Raw genomic sequence first — 22,680 nt, 5'->3', positions numbered from 1 at the left:
GCCGGAATACCGGATATCGTTAACAACGCGTTAACGACGGTCGTCAACTTCTCGAGATTACATGGCCGCGAGCGCACCCGGCCACATTTCCTCTTGCGCAGCTTCGGTCCGGCGCTCGTCGACCAGCGCCGCCCAGCGTTCGGCATGGCGGGCCACCAGCCAGGCTTCGAGATCGAATGCGGACAGTGCAGGCGAATACAGGAACCCCTGAATGACGTCACAGCCCAGCCCGGCGAGAATCCTGCGCTGTTCTTCGGTCTCGACGCCTTCGGCCACGACCGTCATGTTGAGGCTCTGCCCGACGCACACCACGGCGGTGGCAATCGCCAGAGCACAGACCTCGGTCTCGATACCGCGCATGAAGCTGCGATCGATCTTCAGCTCGCGCACCGGCAAATGGGCCAGGCGGCTCAAGCTCGAATAGCCGGTGCCGAAATCGTCCATCGACAATCCGATGCCCACCGCGCGGATCTGCATCATGATATCGATCGCGGTCGTGTGTTCGCTCATCACCGCGCCCTCGGTGACTTCGAGCATCAGCCTGTTCGGCGCCAGCCCGTTTTCCGCGATGATGTCGGAGATCAACGCCGGCAATCCCGGATTCAGAAAATTGATCGGCGACAGGTTGACGGAGACGCAAGGCACATCGAGCCCTGCCTTTTGCCACGCCGCAATCTGCCTGCACGCCTCCCGCAGCGACCAGACACCGATCTGCTCGATGAGCCCGCATTCCTCCGCAAGTGGAATGAACTTAGCCGGTGACACATCGCCCAATACGGGATCATGCCAGCGCGCCAATGCCTCGACACCGTAGAGATCGCCGCTGCCTGCGCGGATCTGCGGCTGGTAGTGCAACCGCAGGCCGCCTTGTGCAAGCGCGTGGCGCAAAGCGGCGCTGAGACGGAGGCGCTCCTCATTCACGCGGTCCATGTCGTTGCTGAAAAACCGATGCGTGGAGCGGCCGGCCTGCTTCGCCTTGTACATTGCCGCATCGGCATATTTCAGCAGACTATCGAGATCGCGGGCATTGTCCGGAAACATGCTGATGCCGGCGCTGGCAGAAATCGGCACCTGATGGCCGCCGAGCTGCAGCGGAACCGACAGTGCCTCGGTGAGACGGCCGGCGATGCGCGAGGCATCGGCTGCGATACAGTTCGGCATCAGGATGATGAATTCATCGCCGCCCTGACGACTCAGGATATCGCCCGGTCGGATGTGCTGATGAAGCCGCTGTGTGACGGCGACCAGCAAGTCATCGCCGACAGCATGTCCCAGCGTATCGTTGACGTCCTTGAAGTGATCCAGGTCAAGAAATATCAGCGCCATCTGCGCATCTGCGGGGCATTCCGCGACGGCACGCTCCATCAACTGGCGCATATGGGTCCGGTTCGGCAGACCAGTGAGCGCATCGAAATAAGCAAGCCGCGAGATTTCGTTGCGCGCTTCCTCACGCTCGATGGCGACCGCGGCGAGATGAACACAGGCATCGACGATACCGTGATGCAAGCGGCTGGGTCTGCGACATTCCCTGAAATAGAATGCGAACGTGCCGATGACGCGCCCATCCCTGGTCTTGATCGGCATCGACCAACAGGCCTTCAGACCGGAAGCCAGCGGCGCGCTGTTGTATGGCAGCCAGAGAGGATCGTTTTCGATATCGGTGACCAGAACAGGCTCGCCGCGAAAGGCCGCGGTCCCGCAAGACCCGACATCCGGTCCGATGGCAATGCCGTCCAGCGCCTGCGCATAACCTGCCGGGAGGCTTGGCCCTCCCAAAGGATGCAGCAATCCCGCGGAATCGACATGTAGCACCGAACAGACAACATCGGGCGCGATCTGCTCCACCTTCCGGCAAAGATTGTCCATCACACCCCGCAGCGGCTGCTCATCGGCCAGCGCTTCGAGGATGTGATGCTGCAGCGACTGAAGCTGCTTGCTCTCGGTGATATCGGTCATCAATGCGACGAGGTGCTGGATCTTTCCATCCGCGCCATGAATCGCATTCAAGGCAACCGAGACCCAGACCTCGTTGCCGGCTTTGTCGTAAAGGAGGATTTCGTCTTCAGCAGAACCTTCCGTTCTGATCTGCTGGTCCAGATATGCGAGCGTCGCCTGGCTGGTATATGCGCCGACGAGGAATTCCTCCGGGATGAGTCCCGTCGCTTCATCCAGCGCGTAGCCGAACATGCCGGTGAAGGCGCCGTTGACATAGCAAATCCGTGCATCGCGACCCGCAATGTAGATAGCGCGTTTCGTCTTGTCGACCACGAGAGCCAGCGGGATAATTTCTTCCCTGCGCTTCACCTCCTCCGTCACATCGCGGACGAAGCCCATATAGGTGATCTCGCCATTCACCTCGACCCGCGACATCGACAACGATCCCCAGATCTCGCTGCCGTCCTTGCGTTCGATTTTCACCTCGCGGCTGTGACCGACGATGCGATTGACGCCGGTCGCGCGGTTCGCGGCAATGTATCCGTCATGCTGCGACCTGATGGCCATCGGCACCAGAAAGCTGATATTTTGTCCGAGCACTTCATCGCGCTCATAGCCCCACAACCGTTCGGCGGCGGCGTTGAAATGGGTCACGCTATTCTTGCTGTCGATCATCACGACAGCATCGATGGCCTGCTCCAGCCCGGCGAGGAGCGTCCTGGCAGCATCACTCTGGTCGACATGCACCAACGTCATAAACGCAACTCGCAATTACTTTGCTCAAACCATCGGGCCGTCGTTGAAATGACCCGATCACCGGCTTTCAGCCGAGGTGGTGCAATCGTATGTGCGAGACGTCGCCAAACTGTTTTGCGCGGCGCCCGAGTTCCAGGCGACCGCGAACGTACTTAAGGTCCGGATAAAATCACGCAGCCGGAGCAGGACACGCAAGCAACGACGCAACCTTCGATAGATCGCCCGTCGCTCAAGCGGTATCCTGACGCCGCTGGTGCGGCCTGAGAATCCTAGTGGGCTTCAGCCGCGAGCACTGCCTCGACACGGATTTCTTCCGTGAGCCGCGCTTTGAGATCGGAAAAAGCCGGGCTGGTCTTGATGGTGTAGTGCCGCGGATGCGGCAGATCGACCGGGATATCGGCCTTGATGCGACCGGGACGCGCCGACATCACCACGGTTCGCGACGCCAGGAACACCGCTTCCTCGATATCGTGGGTGACGAAGATCACCGTCTTGCGCTCGCGCTCCCAGATGCCGAGCAGCAATTCCTGCATCAAGGCGCGAGTCTGGTTATCGAGCGCGCCGAACGGCTCGTCGAGCAGCAGGATCTTCGGATCGTTGGCGAGCGCACGCGCAATCGCGGTGCGCTGCTGCATGCCGCCCGAGAGCTGCTTCGGAAAATGATTGGCGAAGCTGGTGAGGCCCACCTTCTCCAGCCACTGTTTGGCGATGTCGTTGCGCTCACGCTGGGACACACCGCGCTCGCGCAGACCGAAGGAAATATTCTCCGACACCGTGAGCCAGGGAAACAGCGTGTATGACTGGAACACCATGCCGCGATCGGCGCCGGGACCGGTGATCGCCTTGCCGTCGAGCAGAATGCGGCCGGTGGTCGGTGTGTCCAGCCCGGCGACCATGCGCAGCAGCGTGGACTTGCCGCAGCCGGATGGGCCGAGGATGGTGACGAAGTCGTTGTCCGCAACCGAGAGATTGGTCGGCTCCAGCGCACGCGTCGGCGTGCCGCCGCGCACGGCCGGAAAAATCCGCGAGACGTTGTCGATGACGAGCTTGCTCAAATGATGCTCCACGGAAACAAACGCCGGTTCGCAGCCTTGAACGCGTAGTCCGAAATCAAACCGATGATGCCGATGACGATGATGCCGAAGATGATCTGGCCGGTGGCCAGCAGCGCCTGGCTGTCGATGATCATGTGGCCGATACCCGAGGACGAACCGATCAGTTCGGCGACGATGACATAGGTCCAGGCCCAGCCCAGCACGAGGCGGAGAATTTCCGCGATCTCAGGCGCGGCGGACGGGATGAGAACGCGCTTGAGCACCCCGGCATCGCGCGCGCCAAGCGTGAGCGATGCCTCGACGAGATCCCGGCGCACACTGCCAACACTGACAGCGACCATGAGAATGAGCTGGAACACCGAGCCGATAAAAATCACCAGCAGCTTCTGCAATTCGCCGATACCGGCCCACAGGATCAGCAAAGGGATGAAGGCCGAGGCCGGCAGATAGCGCGCGAAGGAGACGAAGGGTTCGAGAAAGGCTTCAACCGGCTTGTAGGCGCCCATCAGGATGCCGATGGGCACCGCGAACAGCGCAGCCAGCACGAAGCCGCCGATCACGCGCCAGATGGTCATGCCGATATCATGCAGGAAGCCGTGCTTGGTCAGCAGCAGCCAGCCATCCTGCAGCATGGTCCATGGATTGGCGAGAAAAGTCTTGGAGACGAAGCCGCCAAAGGTCGCATAGGACCACGCGGCAACGAACAGAACGAAGAACGATATGCCGAGCACGACGCGCGCGGTGGATGAAATGGGGGCGAGTGGCTTCATGCTGCGTATTCGATGCTCATGATCGTCATTGCGAGGAGCTCTTGCGACGAAGCAATCCAGTCTTCCCTAAGTAAGAGCTGGATTGCCGCGTCGCTTCGCTCCTCGCAATGACGGAAGCGATGGCGGAGATTTACTGAATGAAACGCGGATCGGCGAGCTTCGTCAGATCCGGGATTTCCTTGATCACGCCGATTTCGAGCAGCAGCTCGGCCGCTTCCTTCGAGAACGCCTGGTGCTCGCCGGCGAAGAACTTCTTGTTCGCCTCCTGATCCTGCCAGCGCAGATACTGCGCGGAGGCGCCGAACTTCTCGCCGGTCTGCTTCACGTCGGCGCCCATGATCTCATAGGACTTGTCTTTCTCAGCGCCGATCATCGCAACGGCCTCGAAATAGCTCTTGGCCAGCGCCTTCACGGCACCTTCGTTATCGGCGATGAATTTCGGCGTGCAGCCGAAGGTGTCCATGATCATCGGATAGTCGAGCGTGGTGGCGATGATCTTGCCGGCTTCCGGCTTCTCGCGCACGGCCGAGAGATATGGCTCATAGGTCATGGCCGCATCGTTCTGGCCGGCGATGAAGGCCTGCGCTGCCGGACCCGGCTCCATATTGACGACGGAGACGTCCTTCACGCTGAGGCCGTTCTTCTTCAGGAACCAGGCGAGCGTGAAATAGGGCGCAGTGCCCGGCGCCGATGCGGCGACGGTCTTGCCCTTCAGGTCCTTGATCGATGCGGTGCCGGCGCGCACAGCCATGCCGTCAGCGCCATAGGACTTATCGAGCTGGAACAGCTGCGTGGTGGCGACGCCATTGGCATTCCACACCACCCAGGTCTCGACCGTGGTGGCGGCGCATTGCACGTCGCCCGAGGCGATGGCGAGATGGCGGCTGGCTTGCGGCACCTTCTTGATGGTGACGTCGAGTCCGTTCTTCGCGAAGATGCCGGCTTCCTTCGCCAGCGTCAGCGGCGCAAAACCCGTCCAGCCGGAAATGGCGATGGTGACCTTGGTCTGCGCCGCAGCCGGGGTCGCAACGAGAGCCGCGAGCATGGCGGCGACGGAAACTCCAATCAACTTCATAACGCACTCTCCTCAGCCAGATTTAGAATGATACTGCATGGCAACATGGCGGATTGCCAGAGTCAATTTGCGCGGCTATGCCGCGACAGATGATTCATATCGTCCTCATGATCGCAGCCCCGCCGGCGTGAAGCGTGCGGTGAGCTGATACAGATCGTTCGGATAGGTGACGCGTACCGATGTGATGATCTTGTTCTTGCGCCAGGTGCGGCGCTCGACCACGAGACAGGCGGCCGGCTTCTTCAGCGTCAATGCCTTCAAGGCGACATCGTCGGCGAGACTTGCCGTAATCCGGTGTTCAGCCTCATTCCACGGCACGTGACCAAGCAGCCAGGTACCGGGCGGCACGCGCGTGAAATCGATTTCAGACGCGGGCGGCACCACGTCGAGATTGATCAGGCGCTCCTCCAGCGCGAAAGGCCTGCCTTTGGCAATGTGCCGACAGCTTAACACCAGCACATCGCAGCTCTTGTCGATGCCGAGACGTTCGAGATCGTCCTTGGTCGCCTTACGCCGTTTGCGCGTGAGCAACTCATAAGCATAAGCCTCGCCGCGCTTGGCGATCTCGGCCTGGATATCCGGAATATGCAGCACCGCGGACTGCACCAGCGGCTTGGCAACAAAACTGCCGACGCGGCGCTTGCGCTCGATGACGCCGGCGGCCGCGAGACCCGACAGCACCTTGTTCACGGTCATCCGCGAGCAGTTATAGCTCTCGACCAGTTCATGTTCGAACGGGATACGATAGCCGGGCGGCCAACGGCCGGAGAGGATCTTCTCTTCGAGATCGGCACGGATGCGCTGATACAGCGCCTGCGGCGCGGCCTGCGCTTTGCCATTTGCCAGTTTTGACACGCGCGCTGCCGCCATCAGAGTGTCGCCAGCCGCTGCACGACACGCCGATAGCGTTCGGTGATGGATGCGCGCTTGATGTGGCGACCGCCGTTGACGACCTGCCTGCCTCCGACAAAGACGTCGGAGATCGCCGACTTGCCGGCAACAAAGGTCATGGCATCGAGCCAGCGGTCACCGGTGACGGCACAGAGATCGGGATGCGCGGTGTCCAGCACGACGATGTCCGCACGCTTGCCGACCGCAAGTGCACCGATATTGCGGCCTGACGCCTGCGTGCCGCCGACCAGCGCATGTTCATAGAGCGCACGGCCGGTGGACTCGCCTTCATGGCGCGCGACGGCGTTGCGGACGCGATAGGCGAGACGCTGGCTGTACTCGAGCTGCTTCAACTCGCCCGGCGCCGTAATCTCGATATTGGAATCGCTGCCAACGCCGAACACACCGCCGGCATCGATGAAGCGCGGGCCTTCGAAAATGCCGTCGCCGAGGCTCGCTTCGGTGAGCGGGCACAGGCCGATGACGGCACCTGCTTTCGCGACACCGGCGGTTTCTGCATCGGCCATATGGGTCGCGTGGATCAGCACCCAGCGCCTGTCGACCGGCATATGATCCAGCAACCACGCCACCGGGCGCTGACCGGACCAGGCGATACAGTCGTCGACTTCCTTCGTTTGCTCCGCCACGTGGATATGGATCGGTCCATCGGGCACCGCCTTGAGAACGTCATTCAACGTCTCCGGCGTGATCGCACGCAATGAATGCGGCGCGATGCCGATGGCGGCATCATCGAGAGGCGCGATGGCGGCGCGGGATTTCTCCAGCAGCGCCAGAAAGCGCGCGGGATCATTGACGAAACGGCGCTGACCGTGAATTGACGGCGCGCCGCCGAAGCCACTGAAGTTATAAAAAGACGGCAGCAGCGTCAGACCGATGCCGGTCTCGCCGGATGCCGCAGCGATGCGCGTACCCATCTCCGCGAGATTCGCATAGGGCGCGCCGGTCTCGTCGTGATGCAGATAGTGGAATTCCGCGACTGAGGTAAAACCGGCTTCCAGCATCTCGGCATAGGCGAAAGCCGCGATGACTTCGACGTCATCCGGCGTCAGCGTATCGATGAAGCGATACATCAATTGCCGCCAGGTCCAGAAACTGTCCTGCGTGGCGCCGCGGATTTCGGTGAGGCCAGCCATGCCGCGCTGGAACGCATGGCTGTGCAGATTGGGCAGTCCCGGCAGCGCCACACCGCTGATGATTTCCGCGTCAAGGCTGCTCGAATTCGCGGCAACGGCCGTGATGGTGCCATTCTCGATTGAGACAACGACGTCGCGCGCCCAGCCTGACGGCAGCAGCGCATGTGCGAAGAACAGCCTTTTTGCAGCACGTTGCGTGCCCATAGCGATTGCCTGTTGCATTCAAAAGACGCTCGACAATAAGCGAGGCCGCTGATTATGTATAGACATACGACGTCCCGAATTTACGGCAGTCCGTCATGACCTTCGATACCATCTGGACCAATGCACGCCTTGCCACCATGGCGCCCGGCCAGCCCGGCCTCGGGATCCTGGAGGATGGCTGCATCGCAACAAAGGATGGCCGGATTGCTTACGCTGGTCCTGCGTCAGACCTGCCGCCGGATGCCGACGCCAAGACACGGATCGATTGCGAGGGCCGCTGGATCACGCCCGGCCTCGTCGATTGCCATACCCATCTGATCTATGGCGGCAACCGCGCCAGTGAATTCGCGATGCGGCTCGAGGGCGCGAGCTATGAGGACATCTCGCGCGCCGGCGGCGGCATCGCCTCGAGCATGAAGGCGACGCGTGCGGCCAGCGAGGCGCAGCTGGTCGCCAGCGGATTGAAGCGGCTCGATCATCTGCTCGCCGAAGGCGTCACGACCATCGAGATCAAGTCGGGTTATGGGCTCGACAAGGAGACCGAGATCCGCTGCCTCACAGCGGCGCGGCAGCTCGGCCGTGCGCGCGACGTCTCCGTCGTAACATCGTTTCTCGGCGCGCATGCGATGCCGCCGGAAGCGGGTGGCGACAAGGACGCCTATATCGACACGGTCATCGCCGAAATGCTGCCGGCGATTGCCGAACTGAAACTCGCCGACGCCGTCGACGCGTTCTGCGAGGGCATCGCCTTCTCGCCAGAGCAGACGGCGCGGGTGTTCGCCGCCGCCAAGAAACTCGGCCTGCCCGTGAAACTGCATGCCGACCAACTGTCCAACCTTCACGGTGCTAAACTCGCCGCCGACTACAACGCACTGTCCGCGGATCACCTCGAACATACCGATGAAGACGGCGTCGTCGCGCTGACCAAGGCCGGCACCGTCGCCGTGGTATTGCCGGGTGCTTACTACACCCTGCGCGAAACCCAGGCTCCGCCGATCGCGCTGTTTCGCAGGCATGGCACGCATCTCGCGCTGGCCACCGACAGCAATCCCGGCACCTCGCCGCTGACCTCGCTGCTGCTGACCATGAATATGGGCGCGACACTGTTTCGTATGACGGTCGATGAATGCCTCCTCGGCGTGACACGCGAAGGCGCACGGGCACTCGGCAAGCTGAGCGAAGTCGGCACGCTGGAAGCCGGCAAGGCCTGCGACCTCGCCATCTGGGACATCGAACAACCCGCCGAGCTGGTCTACCGCGTCGGCTTCAATCCGCTTCACGCCCGCGTCTGGCACGGCCGGACCTCCGCGACATCCAAATAAGGATCGACATCATGGATCGCAGCAAGAACAGCCGTATCGTGCGCAGCCCGCGCGGCACCGAGCTTTCCGCGAAGGATTGGCTCACCGAAGCGCCGCTGCGCATGCTGATGAACAATCTCGATCCGGAAGTGGCCGAGAATCCCAACGAGCTCGTCGTCTATGGCGGCATCGGCCGCGCCGCGCGCAATTGGGAAGCTTTCGATCAGATCGCGAAGTCGCTGCGCGAGCTCAACACTGACGAGACGCTTCTGGTGCAATCCGGCAAGCCGGTCGGCGTATTCAAGACGCATGCGGATGCGCCGCGCGTGCTGATCGCCAATTCCAATCTCGTGCCGCGCTGGGCCACCTGGGAGCACTTCAACGAGCTCGATCGCAAGGGCTTGATGATGTACGGCCAGATGACGGCCGGCTCGTGGATCTATATCGGCTCGCAGGGCATCGTACAGGGCACCTATGAGACCTTCGTGGAGGCCGGACGGCAGCATTACAATGGCGACCTCTCCGGCCGCTGGATCCTCACCGCCGGCCTCGGCGGCATGGGCGGCGCGCAGACGCTGGCGGCGACCATGGCCGGCGCGTCGTGCCTGGCGGTCGAGTGTCAGCCAAGCCGCATCGAGATGCGGCTGAAGAGTCGCTATCTCGACGTGCAGGCGAAGGATCTCGACGACGCATTGGCGATCATCGAGAAGGCCAACAAGGAGAAGAAGCCGATCTCTGTCGGCGTGCTCGGCAATGCGGCTGACATCTTCCCTGAACTGGTCCGCCGCGGCGTCAGACCGGACATCGTCACCGACCAGACCTCGGCGCATGATCCGGTCAACGGCTATCTCCCGAAAGGCTGGACGCTTTCCGAATGGGAAGCCAAGCGCGCCAGCGATCCGCAGGCCGTCGAGAAGGCCTCGCGCAAATCCATGAGCGAGCACGTCCGCGCGATGCTCGACTTCCACAAGATGGGCGTGCCGACGGTCGATTACGGCAACAACATCCGCCAGATGGCCAAGGAAGAAGGCGTCGACAACGCATTCGACTTCCCCGGCTTCGTCCCCGCTTACATCCGTCCCCTGTTCTGCCGCGGCATCGGCCCGTTCCGCTGGGCGGCTTTGTCCGGCGATCCCGAGGACATCTACAAGACCGACGCCAAGGTGAAGGAGATCCTCGGACACAACAAGGCGCTGGTGAACTGGCTCGACATGGCGCGCGAGCGCATCCAGTTCCAGGGCCTGCCGGCGCGGATCTGCTGGGTCGGCCTCGGCGATCGCCATCGCCTCGGCCTCGCCTTCAACGAGATGGTGGCTTCGGGTGAGCTGAAGGCGCCGATCGTGATCGGCCGCGATCATCTCGACTCCGGTTCGGTCGCAAGCCCGAACCGCGAGACCGAAGCGATGAAGGACGGTTCCGACGCCGTGTCGGACTGGCCGCTGCTCAATGCGCTGCTCAACTGCGCATCTGGTGCAACATGGGTGTCGCTACATCACGGCGGCGGCGTCGGCATGGGCTTCTCGCAGCATTCCGGCATGGTTATCGTCGCCGACGGCACGCCGGAAGCCGCAAAGCGCCTCGAACGCGTGTTGTGGAACGATCCGGCCACCGGCGTGATGCGCCACGCCGATGCGGGCTATGAGGAAGCCATCGACTGCGCCGAGGAACATCACCTCAATCTGCCATCGCTGCGAGCCAAGGGCTGAGTGCGGCGCATGCAGATCCTGCGCGCCGCGAACTACAAGGTGATGCCCTGGAAGAACGGGCTGGGATCGACCACGGAGATCGCGATCTTCCCGGCGAATGCAAAGCTGGACGATTTCGACTGGCGCGTCAGTATGGCGCAGGTGACGAGCGACGGACCGTTCTCGTCATTTCCCGGGATTGATCGTACACTTCTGGTCATCGATGGCGCCGGCATCGACCTCAATGTCCACGGCAGCGCATCTGTGCGCATTGATCGCAGTACGATCCATTCCTTCCCGGGCGATCAGCAAACGTCAGCGACACTGATCGACGGTTCCATTACAGATTTGAATGTGATGAGCAGGCGCGGGATCGTCTCACAGCATGTGAGACGCATCAACGTCATGAAACGTCAGGATTTTATAGTTTCTGCACAAGCGTTTCTGTTCGTTGAGCATGGCACTGCGACCGTACGGTCGGCATCGACCGTTGACAGCCTGTCGGCGCATGATGGGCTGCTTGTGGAACAAGGATCAGCACCTGTCGCGATTGAGTCCGATGCGACGGCGCGTGTCGTCATCATCGAATTCGGTAGATAGCCGCCACACACTGATTTTGATGACGCCATAAGTTCCCGAAATGCCATCCAAATCAAATATATAACCAAGAGTGATTACGCCTATATGATTGGTAGAGAATCGCGACACCACTTGATCCGACTCATGGCGCAATTGCGAGGCTGGATATTCAAATGCACAAGCGGCATCTCAATATTCCGATTGAAATTGTTCGTACCGTCGTTGCCATTTCAGAAACAGGTAGCTTGACCAAGGCTGCGGAGCAATTGGGGTTGAGTCAGCCCGCGGTGAGTTCGCAGATCAAGCGCCTCGAACAACTTGTTGGCGGTTCGCTGTTCAGCAAGACGCCAAACGGAAGTTGTCCGACCGATCTCGGCAAGCTGGTGCTTGCGCAGGCGCGCAAGATCATCGAGGCCAACGATCAGGTGCTTGCGCTCGGCGGAGCCGATAATCATGTCGACCGGCTTCGTTTGGGCCTGAGCGTTGTCCTCGCGCAGCGCTTCGTCGCCGAGCAGAGCCTGAGCAACCTCAATGACATCCATATCCATGCCGGAATGTCCACCGAGATTGCGACAGCGTTGATCGACGGCCATGTCGACGTCGGGTGTTTTTTCCAGCGGGGAGAAATCAGTGCCGATCTGGCTCCGCTCATTGTCGATGAATCCGAGGATCGGCTGGCATGGGTTCGCTCGAAATCATTCGTGCTCAGCCCCGGCGCACCGATCCCAATCGTCACCTGGACCAATGACGACTGGATGATTCATACGCTCACGCGGCATGGCCTTTCCTATCGGATTGCCTTCAGCAGCCAGGACTACAGCGCGAAGAAAGCCGCCGTCGAAGCCGGCATCGGACTGACGGCTGTTCCCAGCCGGATCATTCCGCCGGGACTGGTCTGGGCCAGGGACTATTACTTGCCGGAGCTTCCAACCATCAAAGCGCTGCTCTGCATTCGCCCGGGTATGACATCGCCGCGTGTCCTGGAAATCAAGGATCAGCTCTCGGCGATGTTCCTGCGCCCCGCACTGCCCATGGAAAACGACAAAGTTGCCTAGCGAAGCTGCATATTTCAGAGAGCAGGCCGAGCGCTGCGAAAAGCTGGCGCGGGAGATTGATGATCCCGTGGTTCGCGAACGACTGCTGAACCTGGCCACGGAATATGCTCGCCGCGCGGAAAGGAAACCTGTGCAGCCCCGAGCCCGGCAATCGCCGCGGCCGGATCGGCGCTGAGCGACAACGGCGCTACTGCCGGATGCCGTGTTTTTCCAGATCCGCCTGAACCGCCTCGTCGGAGAGGTCGAGCTTGCGCGAATGTTTCCAGTCGTGATGTGAGGTCTCGACGAGCCGCTTCACAACATGATGCGCATCGGTCTCAATGGCCAGCTCGCGGCGATCGTCAAAACTGCCCGGCGTGAGATTGATCGAACCGACGATAGCGCGTTCCTCGTCGGCCAACAGCATCTTGCCGTGCAGCTTCATGTCATTGAGCCGGTGCACCTTGGCGCCGACGTCATGCATGATGCGCAAGCCGCCGATCCCCTCGATCAGCTTGTTCTTCTTCAGCTTGTGCGGCTGCCGCGCCATGATGTGGACCTGAACGCCGCGCAGCACCGCGCGAACCAGCCGCTCGATGATGTCCGTGTCCTGATAACGCTCGTTCTGGATCCAGAGCGTGTCCCGCGCGGAATCGATGAAAGCACCGATCCGCTCGCGGCCGTTGTTCGGGCACCAGATCAGTTGCGAGTCCGGGTTCGGCACGAAATCCTGCTTCGCCCAGTCGGCCTCGAAGCAATCCACCATCTCGGAAATTTCGAGCTTCTTGGTCGTGGTCACCGCGTAGTCGCGCGTCTCGGTGAGATCGCGGGTCTCCCAGTTCAGCGACTCGACAAAGCCCCACTCATGATCGATCACCATCGATTTCTGATGGGTCAGCGCGAAGGCCGGATTGCTGTCACGGACCTCGACTCCGGCCGCAGCCAGTGCCGCGGCGGTTTCGTTATTCTCGCTCTCGCCGTTGCGCCGGGCCGGATTGAGCATGACGCGCACTTTCACGCCGCGCCGCTTCGCCGCGATCACCTCATGCAGCAGCGTCGGATCGGTGAAAAGGAACATCCGGATGTTCAGACTGCGCTTTGCGGCCCTGATCGGATCGATGATGCACTGCGCGGTGTCATCCGGAAACACGAGCAGGTTATGCGTCATGACTGACCTCTCGCGAGAAATAAAGGTGCCCGCAAACGGCTGGTGGTTCTGCAAAACAGCGGCATGGCCTGGAACTACGTCTCCGATTCTATACTCGAATCCGGCGCGGCAGAAAACGGGGCCCGCGCCAGCGCCGAACGGCGATGATGGATGAGATTGTCGAGACGCTGTGCCGAAGAGACCAGCGTCGCCATTTCAAGTGCATCGTCATCATTGCGCATGGTCTTCGCCAATTGCGCGCTGAGAAGGTCGTCGACCTCCTGCTCGATCGCGCACAGTTCCGCATCGTCCGCCGCCGCCCGGATCCGGCGGGGCAATGCATAAAGTGCGTTGAGCGTCGCCTCACGGTGGTCGGGCGGGCGGATGCCGAGGAATTTCCAGGCGGCAGCCAGCACAGAGGCAAGGGCGCCAAGGATCATGGGGGCGAGATAGATGTCGTCGCCGTATTTGTCCATGAAGCTCTGCTCGGTACCGTTGTAGTAGGCAGCAGCGCCGGGATGGATGGGGATAAAGGCATCGGGATCGGTGTCGGCCGCGGCGATACCGGCCAGTTGCGGTTGCCCGGCGATCAGATCGCGGCGCGCCGCGATCACCATTTCGGTCAGACGCGCGATCAGGCTGGAATGGAGCTTCTTGTTCGCGACCAGATAGTAACTGACCCGAAGCGTCGTCACGTCATCATCCGGGACGGGCGGCGCACCGCGGAGCGACCCTTTCGGAATGTCGAAGCTTTCATAGGCGCCATTGGCATCGGCAATGGCGCCGGCGGCATCGATCGGGATCAGCACGGGGGCGCCGGTTTTGAACAGACCGCGCACCAGGGACAAATACTTCTCAGTCAGCGGAATCACCACCAGCAGGGCGCCGACTTCCTTGGCTTCCACCGCGCGCCGGGTATCGCTGACCTCAAGATTCTTGAATGTGACCCTCGCGCTCGTCAGGTCGTATTGCTTGGTGAGCGCATCGACCAGCCTGCGATTGACCTCGCCGCCCACCACACCGACGGTGCGGCCGCGCAGGCCTTCGACGCTGGTGATTTTCGAGCCGGGAGGCGCGATCAGCATGACGACCGCCTTGGCCATGACGGCAACGGCGCGCGCCTCGGAGAGATCGCCGACATCGGCCCGGACCACAGCGAGATCGACCTTGCCGGAGGAGAACGCCTTGCCCGCATCGACGGCGTTGCCGAAGGTCTCGAAATCCAGCCGGATCGGCGACTTCCTGGTGGCGAAATGGCTGGCGATGATCGATGCCGTCTTGCCGGCTTCGCCATCGATCGACCCGACCGCGAGCTTGAGCACGGTCGGACGCTCGATATAGCGCCAGGTCAGAAGGCCGGCGCCCACCACCAGACCGAGGATGCCGGCCAGCAGAAGCACCCTGCCCCAGAACGGGAAAGCAACGGATCGCACGTTCATGTTCGGTCCTGCGCAGCCCTGCCAAATTAACTGACGCTCCTGCCCGCATGCCACAATGCGCGGGCTGTCAGCAAAAATCCATCTGTACCCGACTACAGTTAAGACCCGCTAACCGACGGCGGCTATATACTGCGGCCGCCCGGACTGCTCATGATTCCCGGTCTGGCCGTGTTGCTGGAGACAATGTTCGATGACTCGTCTGGTACTCGATATGCTCCGGCCCTATCGCGGCTGGCTGATCATCGTCTTCCTCGCCATGCTGGTCGAGATCGCCATGAGCCTGGCCGCGCCCTGGCCGCTGAAACTGGTGCTCGATGACGCGCTGGGCAGCCATCACCTGCCCGCCTGGCTGGACTGGGCCCATGACTACGGCATCGGCCGCCACACGCTCGGCGTCGCACTGTTCGCCGGCATCGCCACCCTGGTGATCGCCGTGATCGGCGCGATCGCCACTTACATCGACAACTACTATTCGACATCGGTCGGCCAGTGGGTGGCCAACGACCTGCGCATCCGCATCTATGCGCATCTGCATCGGCTGTCGCTGCGCTACTACGATAAGGCCAAGACCGGCGCGCTGATGTCCACGATCACCACAGACGTCACCACGCTGCAGAACTTCGCTTCATCGTCGACGCTGGATATCCTGCTCGATCTCATCACCATCGTCTTCATGATCGGGCTGATGTTCTGGCTTGACTGGGATTTTACGCTGATCGCGCTCGGCATTACGCCGTTCCTGATTGTCTTCGTGTTCCATTTCAAGCGCGCCGTGAAGGAGGTGACGCGCACGGTGCGGCAACGGCAGAGCGAGATCGTCGCCGTGGTCCAGCAGGGCCTCGGCCAGGTCCGCGCAGTCACGGCCTTCGGCAGGCAGGATCTCGAACTGGCGCGGCTGGAAGCCGCCAGCCATGCAACGGTCGAGGCCGCCATGAAAGCGCGGCAGGTGAAGTCGTTGCTCTCGCCTGTGGTCAGCATCGTGGTGGCGTTCTGCACCGCCATCGTGCTGTGGAAGGGGACCTCGCTGATTGTCGCTGGCACCATGACGGCTGGCGCGCTCACCGTGTACCTCGCTTATCTCGCGCAGTTCTTCAAACCGGTGAAGGACCTCGCCAGCATGACCAGCGCGATCGCGCAGACCACCGTGGCGTTGGAGCGGATCCTGAATATTCTCGCGGCCGATGATGTGATCATGGAGAAACCGGGTGCCGTCGATCCCGGCCGTGCCAAAGGCGCCATCACCTTCGAGAACGTCGCCTTCGCCTATAGCGAGGAGGCCAGCGTGCTCCGCGACGTCTCGCTGCATATCGAACCCGGCCAGATCATCGGCGTCGTCGGACCGACCGGCTCCGGTAAATCCACGGTGCTGAGCCTGATCCCGCGCTTCTACGACGCAACATCGGGCCGCGTGCTGATCGATGGCGTCGATGTCACCGACTACAAACTGTCCGCCCTGCGCGCCCAGGTCGGCTTCGTGCTGCAGGAGACCGTGCTGTTTCGCGGCACGATCCGCGAGAACATCGCCTATGGCCGCCCTGGTGCAACTGACGAGGAGATCGTTGCAGCCGCCAAGATCGCCAATGCCGACGAGTTCATTACGCGCATGCCGCACGGCTATGACTCCATGGTGGGCGAACGCGGCGACACGCTGTCCGGCGGCCAGCGCCAGCGCATCGGCATCGCGCGTGCGGTGGTGCGCAACAGCCCGATCATGATCCTGGACGAGCCGACCGCGGCGCTCGATCCGGAATCCGAGGCGCTGGTGATCGAGGCGCTGCGCCGGCTGATGCAGGGGCGCACCGTCATCATGATCGCGCATCGGCTCTCGACCATTCGCGACGCCGACAAGATCATCGTGCTGAAAGAAGGCGTCGTCGCCGAGCAGGGCTCCAACGACGAACTGATCGCCCAAGGCGGCATCTATGCAGAACTGGTGAAGATCCAGCAGCGGGTGGTGAACGAGCAGTCCGCGGGCGCATCGTAAGCGGTGCCGGAGCGCCTCTTTATAATCATTCTAATAACATACGAGCGTTTGTCTTGACCTTGTCAGGACGCTGCTCGACAAGGTCGGGCATGACCGTCCACCAGACTGCATCCGAAACATCCACACACGAATTGCGCCTCGGCAATGCGCCGCGCGGATTCATCGGAACCATCGTGGCGTTGCAGCCCGATATTGCAGGCGCCGCCGAGAGCGGCCACGAGCTCGAACGGCATCTGCTGGAAATGGGCTTCACCGAAGGCGCGCGCGTCGAGATCCTGCATCAGGGCGCTATCCAGCGCGATCCGATCGCGGTGCGCGTCGACAATATTACGATCGCCGTTCGCCGGCGCGAAGCCATGGCAGTTGTTGTGAAATGACCCATACAGACGTGACCACCGAGCGCTTTCATCTCGCGCTGGTGGGAGCCCCCAATAGCGGCAAGACATCGCTCTTCAACGCACTCACCGGCAGCCGCCAGAAGGTGGCCAACTATGCGGGCGTCACCGTCGAGCGCAAGGCAGGCGCCTTCGTCACGCCGGCCGGCCGTCAGGTGACGCTGCTCGACCTGCCTGGCACCTATTCGCTGCGCGGCCGCAGCCCGGATGAAGAGATCACCCGCGACGTCGTGCTCGGCAAGCGCCCCGGCGAAGCTGCGCCCGATCTGGTCCTGTGCATCGCCGACGCCACCAATCTGCGCCTCACGCTGCGGCTGATCCTGGAACTCAAACGTACCGGTCGCCCGCTGCTGGTGGTGCTCAACATGTTCGACATCGCGCAGCGCCGCGGCGTCAGCATCGATGTCGATGCGATGTCCGCAGCACTCGGCGTGCCTGTGATCACCTCGATCGCGGTGAAGAAGGCCGGCGTCGAGGAATTACGCAAGCGCACCGACGAATTCGCCGCCAACATGCCGGCAGTTACCACAGGCGATGGCTGGACGCCGCTTGGCCTGTCCGAGATGAAAGCACTGCAGCGCGAGGCTGACCGCATCATCCGCGACACCGTGACGATGCCGAGCAAGCCGGATACGCTGACCACGCGCGTCGATGCCGTGGTGCTGCATCCGGTCGCCGGTCTCGCGATCCTCGCGCTCATTCTGTTCGTGATGTTCCAGGCGGTGTTCTCCTGGGCGCAGCCGCTGATGGAGCTGCTGTCGGATTCATTCGGCGCGCTGGGCACGGTGGTAGCGCAGGTGCTGCCCGAAGGCATCTTGCAGAGCTTCCTGCAGAACGGGTTGATCGCCGGCGTCGGCAGCGTGCTCGTGTTCCTCCCGCAGATCATCATCATCTTCCTGTTCATCCTGCTGCTGGAAGATTTCGGCTACATGGCGCGCGCGGCGTTCCTGATGGACCGCATCATGGGCGGCGCAGGCCTCCATGGCCGCGCCTTCATCCCGCTGCTGTCGAGCTTCGCCTGCGCCATCCCCGGCATCATGGCGACGCGTGTGATCGACAACCGCCGCGACCGCCTGACCACCATCCTGATCGCGCCGCTGATGACCTGTTCGGCGCGCATCCCGGTCTATACGCTGATCATCTCCGCCTTTATCCCGGCGGAAAACGTCTGGGGCTGGGTCAACCTGCAGGGGCTGGTGATGTTCGGGCTCTACATCGCCGGCATCGGCAGCGCGCTGGCGGCATCCTTCGTCATCAAGTTCTTCATGTGGCGCGACTACCAGCCGGCGCCGTTCATGCTGGAATTGCCGGACTACAAGCTGCCGCGTATCAAGAGCATCGCCATCGGCGTCTATACCCGCGCCAAGATGTTCCTGCAGCGCGCCGGCACAACGATCCTGTCGATGATGATCCTGATCTGGTTCCTCGCCTCGTTCCCGCAGGCACCGGCCGGCGCTGAAGGGCCGGCGATCAATTACAGCCTCGCCGCGATGATCGGAAAATTCCTGGAGCCGTTCTTCGCACCGCTCGGCTTCAACTGGCAGATCGCCGTGGCGCTGATCCCCGGCATGGCGGCGCGCGAAGTCGCGGTCGGCGCGCTCGGCACCGTCTATGCGATCGAAGGCGGCAAGGAAGCGGCGGATGCGATCGGCCAGGCGCTGGCCAGCAAATGGAGCCTCGCGACGGCTCTGTCGTTCCTGGCCTGGTTCATCTTCGCCCCGCAATGCGCCTCGACACTGGCCGTGATCCGCCGCGAGACCGGCAGCACCAAGTGGATGGTGGTGACGTTCCTCTACATGTTCGCGCTGGCCTATGTGGCGAGCCTGATCACCTACACCGTCGCGAAAGCGGCGGGACTGGGCTGAGGCATGTAGGGCGGATTAGCGGTAGGATGGGTAGAGCGCCTTCGCGAAACCCATCAATGTCGTGTGCAAAAGAGATGGGTTTCGCTGCGCTCTACACATCCTATGATAGTGCCCCCGGGCTTCAGAATCCCGCCGCGAGCCCATCCTTGCGCGGGTCCGAGCCGGCGACATAGCCGCCATCGATTTTGCGTACGAGCTGCGCGCCGCCGAAACCGAAGGCGGAATCCGGCGGTTCGCGCTCGATGACATGGCCGCGGCTGGCGAGGTCTGCCGCGACATTGTCCGGCACGGCCGTCTCGATCGCCACTTTCAACCCGGCGACATAGCGCCAGCGCGGCGCATCCGCCGCCGTCTGCGGATCCTGTCCCCAGAGCTGCATGCGCAGCATGATCTGCAGATGGCCCTGTGCCTGCATCGGGCCGCCCATCAGCCCGAAGGCCATCAAAGGCTCTTTGCCCTGCATGACGAAGCCGGGAATGATGGTCTGGAACGGGCGCTTGCGCGGACCGACCTGATTGGGATGACCATTGGTCAGGACGAAACCGAAGCCGCGATTCTGCAGGCTGATGCCGGTGCCGGGCACGACCACGCCGGAGCCGAAGCCGGAATAATTCGACTGGATATAGGACACCATCATGCCGGAAGCGTCGCCGGTGGACAGACACACCGTGCCGCCGGTCTTCGGCGCACCGGCGCCGAAATCCTGAGCGCGACTCATGTCGATGAGCTTGGCGCGCGAGGCGAGATAGCTGGGATTGAGCAGATGCGCGACGGTGACATCGTGCATGTAATCGAGATCGGCGGCATAGGCATAGACATCGGCGAAAGCCAGTTTCGTGGCTTCGATCTGCAGATGGAAGGCATCGCCGCTGTCGAGCACAAGACCGTCGGTGCCGTAGGCCCGCATGATTCCCAGCGCCATCAGCGCCGCGATGCCCTGCCCGTTCGGCGGTATCTCATGCAGTGAGGCGTCGCCGAAATCCTGATGGATGGTGCCGCACCAGTCGTTGCGATGCGCAGCCATATCGGCCTCGTCGAGCACTGCACCATGTTCGCGCGCAAAGGCAGCGATGCGCTGGGCGAGTTCGCCGCGATAGAAGGCTTCGCCTTTGGTCTCGGCGATCAGCTTGAGCGAATAGGCATGGCCCGGTGCCTTGAAGAGTTCACCCGCCGCAGGCGCGCGACCGTTCGGCATGAAGGCTTCGGCGAAGCCCGGCTGGGCCTTCAACTCCTCCGCGCCGCGGCGCCAGAGTTCGGCGATCACGGGCGAGACGTTGAAGCCGTTTTCCGCATAGGCAATCGCGGGCCCGAACAGATCAGCGAAAGGCAGCTTGCCGAAGCGTTCGGACAGGTCGACCCAGGCCGAAACGGCGCCGGGCACGGTGACGCTCTCCCACCCGCGATGCGGGAATGTCTTGTGATTTGCAAATCGGTCAGGGGTCCATCCCGCCGGCGACCGGCCGGAGGCGTTGAGGCCGTGCAGCTCCTTGCCATCCCAGAGGATGCAATAGGCGTCCGATCCGATGCCGTTGCCGGTCGGCTCGACCACGGTCAGCGTGATAGCTGCCGCGAGCGCCGCATCCAGCGCATTGCCGCCGCGCTCCAGCATGCGCAACCCGGCCTGTGTCGCCAGCGGCTGCGACGCCGCCACCACATTGCGCGCCATGACCGGCGAACGACGGGAAGCGTAAAGGCCATCATGTCTGTATTGCATCAGTTCAGGCTCTCTTCAGGACTTTGCAGATCAACGCGTCTTCTTATCGTCATTTGCACGAGCCGAACAGACGGGTTGCACCTGCCAAATAGACAGGCGGGTCTGCTCACGTCTCGATCTTGCACCGGCTGGTCGCTTGCGCTTACGGTTCCTCACATTTCGTCGATCGCGAGAGGATCAGCATTGACCATCACCGTTATCCGCAACGCGGACTATGTCGTCGCCTGGGACGCCGCAAAAAACAGCCACACCTATGTCACCGGCGGCGACGTCGCTTTCGACGGCGGCCAGATCGTGTTTGCCGGCCGCGACTATCAGGGCGCAGCGGTCACGACCATCGACGGACGCGGGTTCATGGTGATGCCGGGTCTCGTCGATATCCACTCGCATCCGTCCAGCGAACCACTCAACAAGGGCTTTCTCGACGAGATCGGCTCGCCCGGCCTGTATAATTCGTCGCTTTACGAATACATGCCGATCCTGCGGTCCGATCCGGAAGGCGTGCCGGATTGCGTGCGCGTTGCGTATTCCGAACTGCTGCTGTCCGGCGTCACCACGGTGGTCGATCTATCGATGCCGCATCCGCAATGGCTCGATCTCGCCGGACAAAGCGGCCTGCGCGTCTATATCGCTCCGGGGTTCCGCTCGGCGCGCTGGTTCACGCCGAATGGCACGCTCGTCGATTACGAATGGAACGAGAAGGCCGGCGAAGACGGCATGCTGCAGGCCTTCGCGCTCATCGATGCCGCCGAGAGCCATCCGTCCGGCCGTCTCTCCGGCATGATGTATCCGGCGCAGATCGACACCTGCACGCCGCAACTGATGAAAGACAGTTACGCCGAAGCGAAACGCCGCGGCATTCCGTGGCAGACTCATGCCGCACAGTCGGTGTCGGAATTCCACGAGATCGTCCGCCGCCATGGCGTGACGCCGATCCAGTGGCTCGGCGAACTCGGCGTGCTCGGCCCGACCTCGCTGGTCGGTCACTCCATCTTCGTCGACGACCATCCGCTGACGCCGTGGCACACGAAGCGCGATCTCGCGCTGCTCGCCGAGACAGGAACCACCGTCGCACATTGCCCCACCGTGTTCATGCGCCGTGGCATCGCGCTGCGCGATGTCGGCCGCTATCGCGCGGCGGGCATTTCGGTGGCGATCGGCACCGATACCTATCCGCACAACATGATCGAGGAAATGCGCAACGTGACGATGACCTCGCGACTGATGGCCGGGCATCCGCGCGGCCTGAACTCGACCATGCTGTTCGAGGCCGCCACCATCGTCGGCGCCAAGGCGCTCGGCCGCAACGATATCGGCAGGCTCGAAGCCGGCTGCAAGGCGGATTTCGTGATGGTCGACGTCACCCATCCGATGATGCAGCCGCATCGCGACCCGATTCGCAGCATGATCTATGCGGCGGCGGAACGCGCGGTGCGTCACGTCTATGTGGATGGCCGACAGGTGGTGAAGGACGGCGTGGTACAGACGTTCGATTATCCAGCGGCTGCGCTGCGCGTACATGAAGCGCAGATCCGCGCGGAAGAGCGCACGCCGGGTCTCGACTGGGCCGGCCGCAAGCTGACGGAAATCTCGCCGCTGTCGTTCCCGATGGCGTGGCCGTCGAACGAGTAAGGCCGTCGCAGGCTTCGCTCCAGACGCCGGCACGTTCCCTCGCCCCGCATTTGCGGGGAGAGGGT

At 62.3% G+C, this 22,680-nt stretch carries 17 protein-coding genes; 8 read left to right on the top strand and 9 right to left on the bottom strand.

Annotated elements, in window-relative coordinates; all coding sequences use genetic code 11:
* Nucleotides 1-57: 57 nt before the first annotated feature.
* The 6 genes from AB8A50_RS24070 to AB8A50_RS24045 form a co-directional block, all read right to left on the bottom strand.
* On the bottom strand, nucleotides 58-2,691 hold the full coding sequence (locus AB8A50_RS24070) for an EAL domain-containing protein (RefSeq protein ID WP_439079143.1): 2,634 nt from the start codon (nucleotides 2,689-2,691) through the stop codon (nucleotides 58-60).
* 269 nt (nucleotides 2,692-2,960) lie between these two features.
* Nucleotides 2,961-3,746 carry an ABC transporter ATP-binding protein gene (locus tag AB8A50_RS24065; RefSeq protein WP_116661543.1) on the bottom strand — a complete coding sequence of 262 codons (786 nt, stop codon included), beginning with the start codon at nucleotides 3,744-3,746 and terminating at the stop codon, nucleotides 2,961-2,963.
* Nucleotides 3,743-4,516, bottom strand: coding sequence for an ABC transporter permease (locus AB8A50_RS24060; protein ID WP_120288198.1), 774 nt, complete (start codon nucleotides 4,514-4,516; stop codon nucleotides 3,743-3,745). The genes AB8A50_RS24065 and AB8A50_RS24060 overlap by 4 nt, the downstream gene beginning before the upstream one ends.
* A 130-nt stretch (nucleotides 4,517-4,646) precedes the next feature.
* The gene (locus AB8A50_RS24055) at nucleotides 4,647-5,591 is read right to left on the bottom strand and encodes an ABC transporter substrate-binding protein (protein ID WP_089266870.1); all 945 of its coding nucleotides are present in this window, start codon (nucleotides 5,589-5,591) and stop codon (nucleotides 4,647-4,649) included.
* A 105-nt stretch (nucleotides 5,592-5,696) separates the two neighbouring features.
* Nucleotides 5,697-6,437, bottom strand: a complete 741-nt coding sequence (gene hutC / locus AB8A50_RS24050; RefSeq protein ID WP_439080024.1) for a histidine utilization repressor — start codon at nucleotides 6,435-6,437, stop codon at nucleotides 5,697-5,699.
* A 23-nt stretch (nucleotides 6,438-6,460) separates the two neighbouring features.
* A complete protein-coding gene (locus AB8A50_RS24045; RefSeq protein WP_439079142.1) occupies nucleotides 6,461-7,840 on the bottom strand; it encodes a formimidoylglutamate deiminase in 1,380 nt (459 codons plus the stop codon).
* Between the two features lie 95 nt (nucleotides 7,841-7,935).
* On the opposite strand from AB8A50_RS24045, the gene hutI reads away from it, so the two are divergent.
* The 4 genes from hutI to AB8A50_RS24025 all read left to right on the top strand — a co-directional run bounded on the left by hutI (nucleotide 7,936) and on the right by AB8A50_RS24025 (nucleotide 12,460).
* Complete coding sequence (gene hutI, locus AB8A50_RS24040; protein WP_439079140.1) at nucleotides 7,936-9,162, top strand: imidazolonepropionase; 1,227 nt, start codon at nucleotides 7,936-7,938, stop codon at nucleotides 9,160-9,162.
* Between the two features lie 11 nt (nucleotides 9,163-9,173).
* Nucleotides 9,174-10,847 (top strand): urocanate hydratase, encoded by a 1,674-nt coding sequence (hutU, locus tag AB8A50_RS24035; RefSeq protein ID WP_439079139.1) that lies wholly within the window; start codon nucleotides 9,174-9,176, stop codon nucleotides 10,845-10,847.
* Between the two features lie 9 nt (nucleotides 10,848-10,856).
* Nucleotides 10,857-11,426 (top strand): HutD/Ves family protein, encoded by a 570-nt coding sequence (locus AB8A50_RS24030; protein ID WP_439079137.1) that lies wholly within the window; start codon nucleotides 10,857-10,859, stop codon nucleotides 11,424-11,426.
* Between the two features lie 152 nt (nucleotides 11,427-11,578).
* Nucleotides 11,579-12,460, top strand: a complete 882-nt coding sequence (locus AB8A50_RS24025; protein ID WP_089266864.1) for a LysR family transcriptional regulator — start codon at nucleotides 11,579-11,581, stop codon at nucleotides 12,458-12,460.
* Nucleotides 12,461-12,647: 187 nt separating this feature from the next.
* Here AB8A50_RS24025 and AB8A50_RS24020 read toward each other — a convergent pair whose 3' ends face one another.
* Both AB8A50_RS24020 and AB8A50_RS24015 read right to left on the bottom strand, forming a co-directional pair.
* A complete protein-coding gene (locus AB8A50_RS24020; RefSeq protein ID WP_093761610.1) occupies nucleotides 12,648-13,607 on the bottom strand; it encodes a phospholipase D-like domain-containing protein in 960 nt (319 codons plus the stop codon).
* A 74-nt stretch (nucleotides 13,608-13,681) separates the two neighbouring features.
* Nucleotides 13,682-15,025, bottom strand: coding sequence for a TAXI family TRAP transporter solute-binding subunit (locus AB8A50_RS24015; RefSeq protein ID WP_439079136.1), 1,344 nt, complete (start codon nucleotides 15,023-15,025; stop codon nucleotides 13,682-13,684).
* A gap of 190 nt (nucleotides 15,026-15,215) precedes the next feature.
* Between AB8A50_RS24015 and AB8A50_RS24010 the strand changes: the two genes are divergently transcribed.
* The 3 genes from AB8A50_RS24010 to feoB all read left to right on the top strand — a co-directional run bounded on the left by AB8A50_RS24010 (nucleotide 15,216) and on the right by feoB (nucleotide 19,269).
* Nucleotides 15,216-17,009 carry an ABC transporter ATP-binding protein gene (locus tag AB8A50_RS24010; protein ID WP_439079135.1) on the top strand — a complete coding sequence of 598 codons (1,794 nt, stop codon included), beginning with the start codon at nucleotides 15,216-15,218 and terminating at the stop codon, nucleotides 17,007-17,009.
* Nucleotides 17,010-17,098: 89 nt separating this feature from the next.
* Nucleotides 17,099-17,386: a FeoA family protein gene (locus tag AB8A50_RS24005; protein WP_093761616.1), complete on the top strand. Its 288-nt coding sequence runs from the start codon at nucleotides 17,099-17,101 to the stop codon at nucleotides 17,384-17,386.
* On the top strand, nucleotides 17,383-19,269 hold the full coding sequence (gene feoB, locus AB8A50_RS24000) for a ferrous iron transporter B (protein ID WP_439079134.1): 1,887 nt from the start codon (nucleotides 17,383-17,385) through the stop codon (nucleotides 19,267-19,269). Before AB8A50_RS24005 ends, feoB begins: the two co-directional genes overlap by 4 nt.
* A 121-nt stretch (nucleotides 19,270-19,390) precedes the next feature.
* Here feoB and AB8A50_RS23995 read toward each other — a convergent pair whose 3' ends face one another.
* Complete coding sequence (locus AB8A50_RS23995; protein ID WP_439079133.1) at nucleotides 19,391-20,983, bottom strand: gamma-glutamyltransferase family protein; 1,593 nt, start codon at nucleotides 20,981-20,983, stop codon at nucleotides 19,391-19,393.
* A 183-nt stretch (nucleotides 20,984-21,166) separates the two neighbouring features.
* On the opposite strand from AB8A50_RS23995, the gene AB8A50_RS23990 reads away from it, so the two are divergent.
* Nucleotides 21,167-22,615, top strand: a complete 1,449-nt coding sequence (locus AB8A50_RS23990) for an amidohydrolase family protein (RefSeq protein ID WP_439079132.1) — start codon at nucleotides 21,167-21,169, stop codon at nucleotides 22,613-22,615.
* Nucleotides 22,616-22,680 lie beyond the last annotated feature (65 nt).

This window comes from Tardiphaga sp. 841_E9_N1_2 (assembly GCF_051811065.1).
Lineage (GTDB): Bacteria > Pseudomonadota > Alphaproteobacteria > Rhizobiales > Xanthobacteraceae > Tardiphaga > Tardiphaga robiniae.
This window is presented reverse-complemented; position numbering and strand designations above follow the sequence as displayed.

What these genes read in the sequence shown, in the direction of transcription:
- AB8A50_RS24070 (WP_439079143.1), bottom strand. Translation starts at nt 2,691, where the DNA reads ATGACGTTGGTGCATGTCGACCAGAGTGATGCTGCCAGGACGCTCCTC.
- AB8A50_RS24060 (WP_120288198.1), bottom strand. Translation starts at nt 4,516, where the DNA reads ATGAAGCCACTCGCCCCCATTTCATCCACCGCGCGCGTCGTGCTCGGC.
- AB8A50_RS24055 (WP_089266870.1), bottom strand. Translation starts at nt 5,591, where the DNA reads ATGAAGTTGATTGGAGTTTCCGTCGCCGCCATGCTCGCGGCTCTCGTT.
- AB8A50_RS24045 (WP_439079142.1), bottom strand. Translation starts at nt 7,840, where the DNA reads ATGGGCACGCAACGTGCTGCAAAAAGGCTGTTCTTCGCACATGCGCTG.
- hutI (WP_439079140.1), top strand. Translation starts at nt 7,936, where the DNA reads ATGACCTTCGATACCATCTGGACCAATGCACGCCTTGCCACCATGGCG.
- hutU (WP_439079139.1), top strand. Translation starts at nt 9,174, where the DNA reads ATGGATCGCAGCAAGAACAGCCGTATCGTGCGCAGCCCGCGCGGCACC.
- AB8A50_RS24030 (WP_439079137.1), top strand. Translation starts at nt 10,857, where the DNA reads ATGCAGATCCTGCGCGCCGCGAACTACAAGGTGATGCCCTGGAAGAAC.
- AB8A50_RS24025 (WP_089266864.1), top strand. Translation starts at nt 11,579, where the DNA reads ATGCACAAGCGGCATCTCAATATTCCGATTGAAATTGTTCGTACCGTC.
- AB8A50_RS24020 (WP_093761610.1), bottom strand. Translation starts at nt 13,607, where the DNA reads ATGACGCATAACCTGCTCGTGTTTCCGGATGACACCGCGCAGTGCATC.
- AB8A50_RS24015 (WP_439079136.1), bottom strand. Translation starts at nt 15,025, where the DNA reads ATGAACGTGCGATCCGTTGCTTTCCCGTTCTGGGGCAGGGTGCTTCTG.
- AB8A50_RS24010 (WP_439079135.1), top strand. Translation starts at nt 15,216, where the DNA reads ATGACTCGTCTGGTACTCGATATGCTCCGGCCCTATCGCGGCTGGCTG.
- AB8A50_RS24005 (WP_093761616.1), top strand. Translation starts at nt 17,099, where the DNA reads ATGACCGTCCACCAGACTGCATCCGAAACATCCACACACGAATTGCGC.
- feoB (WP_439079134.1), top strand. Translation starts at nt 17,383, where the DNA reads ATGACCCATACAGACGTGACCACCGAGCGCTTTCATCTCGCGCTGGTG.
- AB8A50_RS23995 (WP_439079133.1), bottom strand. Translation starts at nt 20,983, where the DNA reads ATGCAATACAGACATGATGGCCTTTACGCTTCCCGTCGTTCGCCGGTC.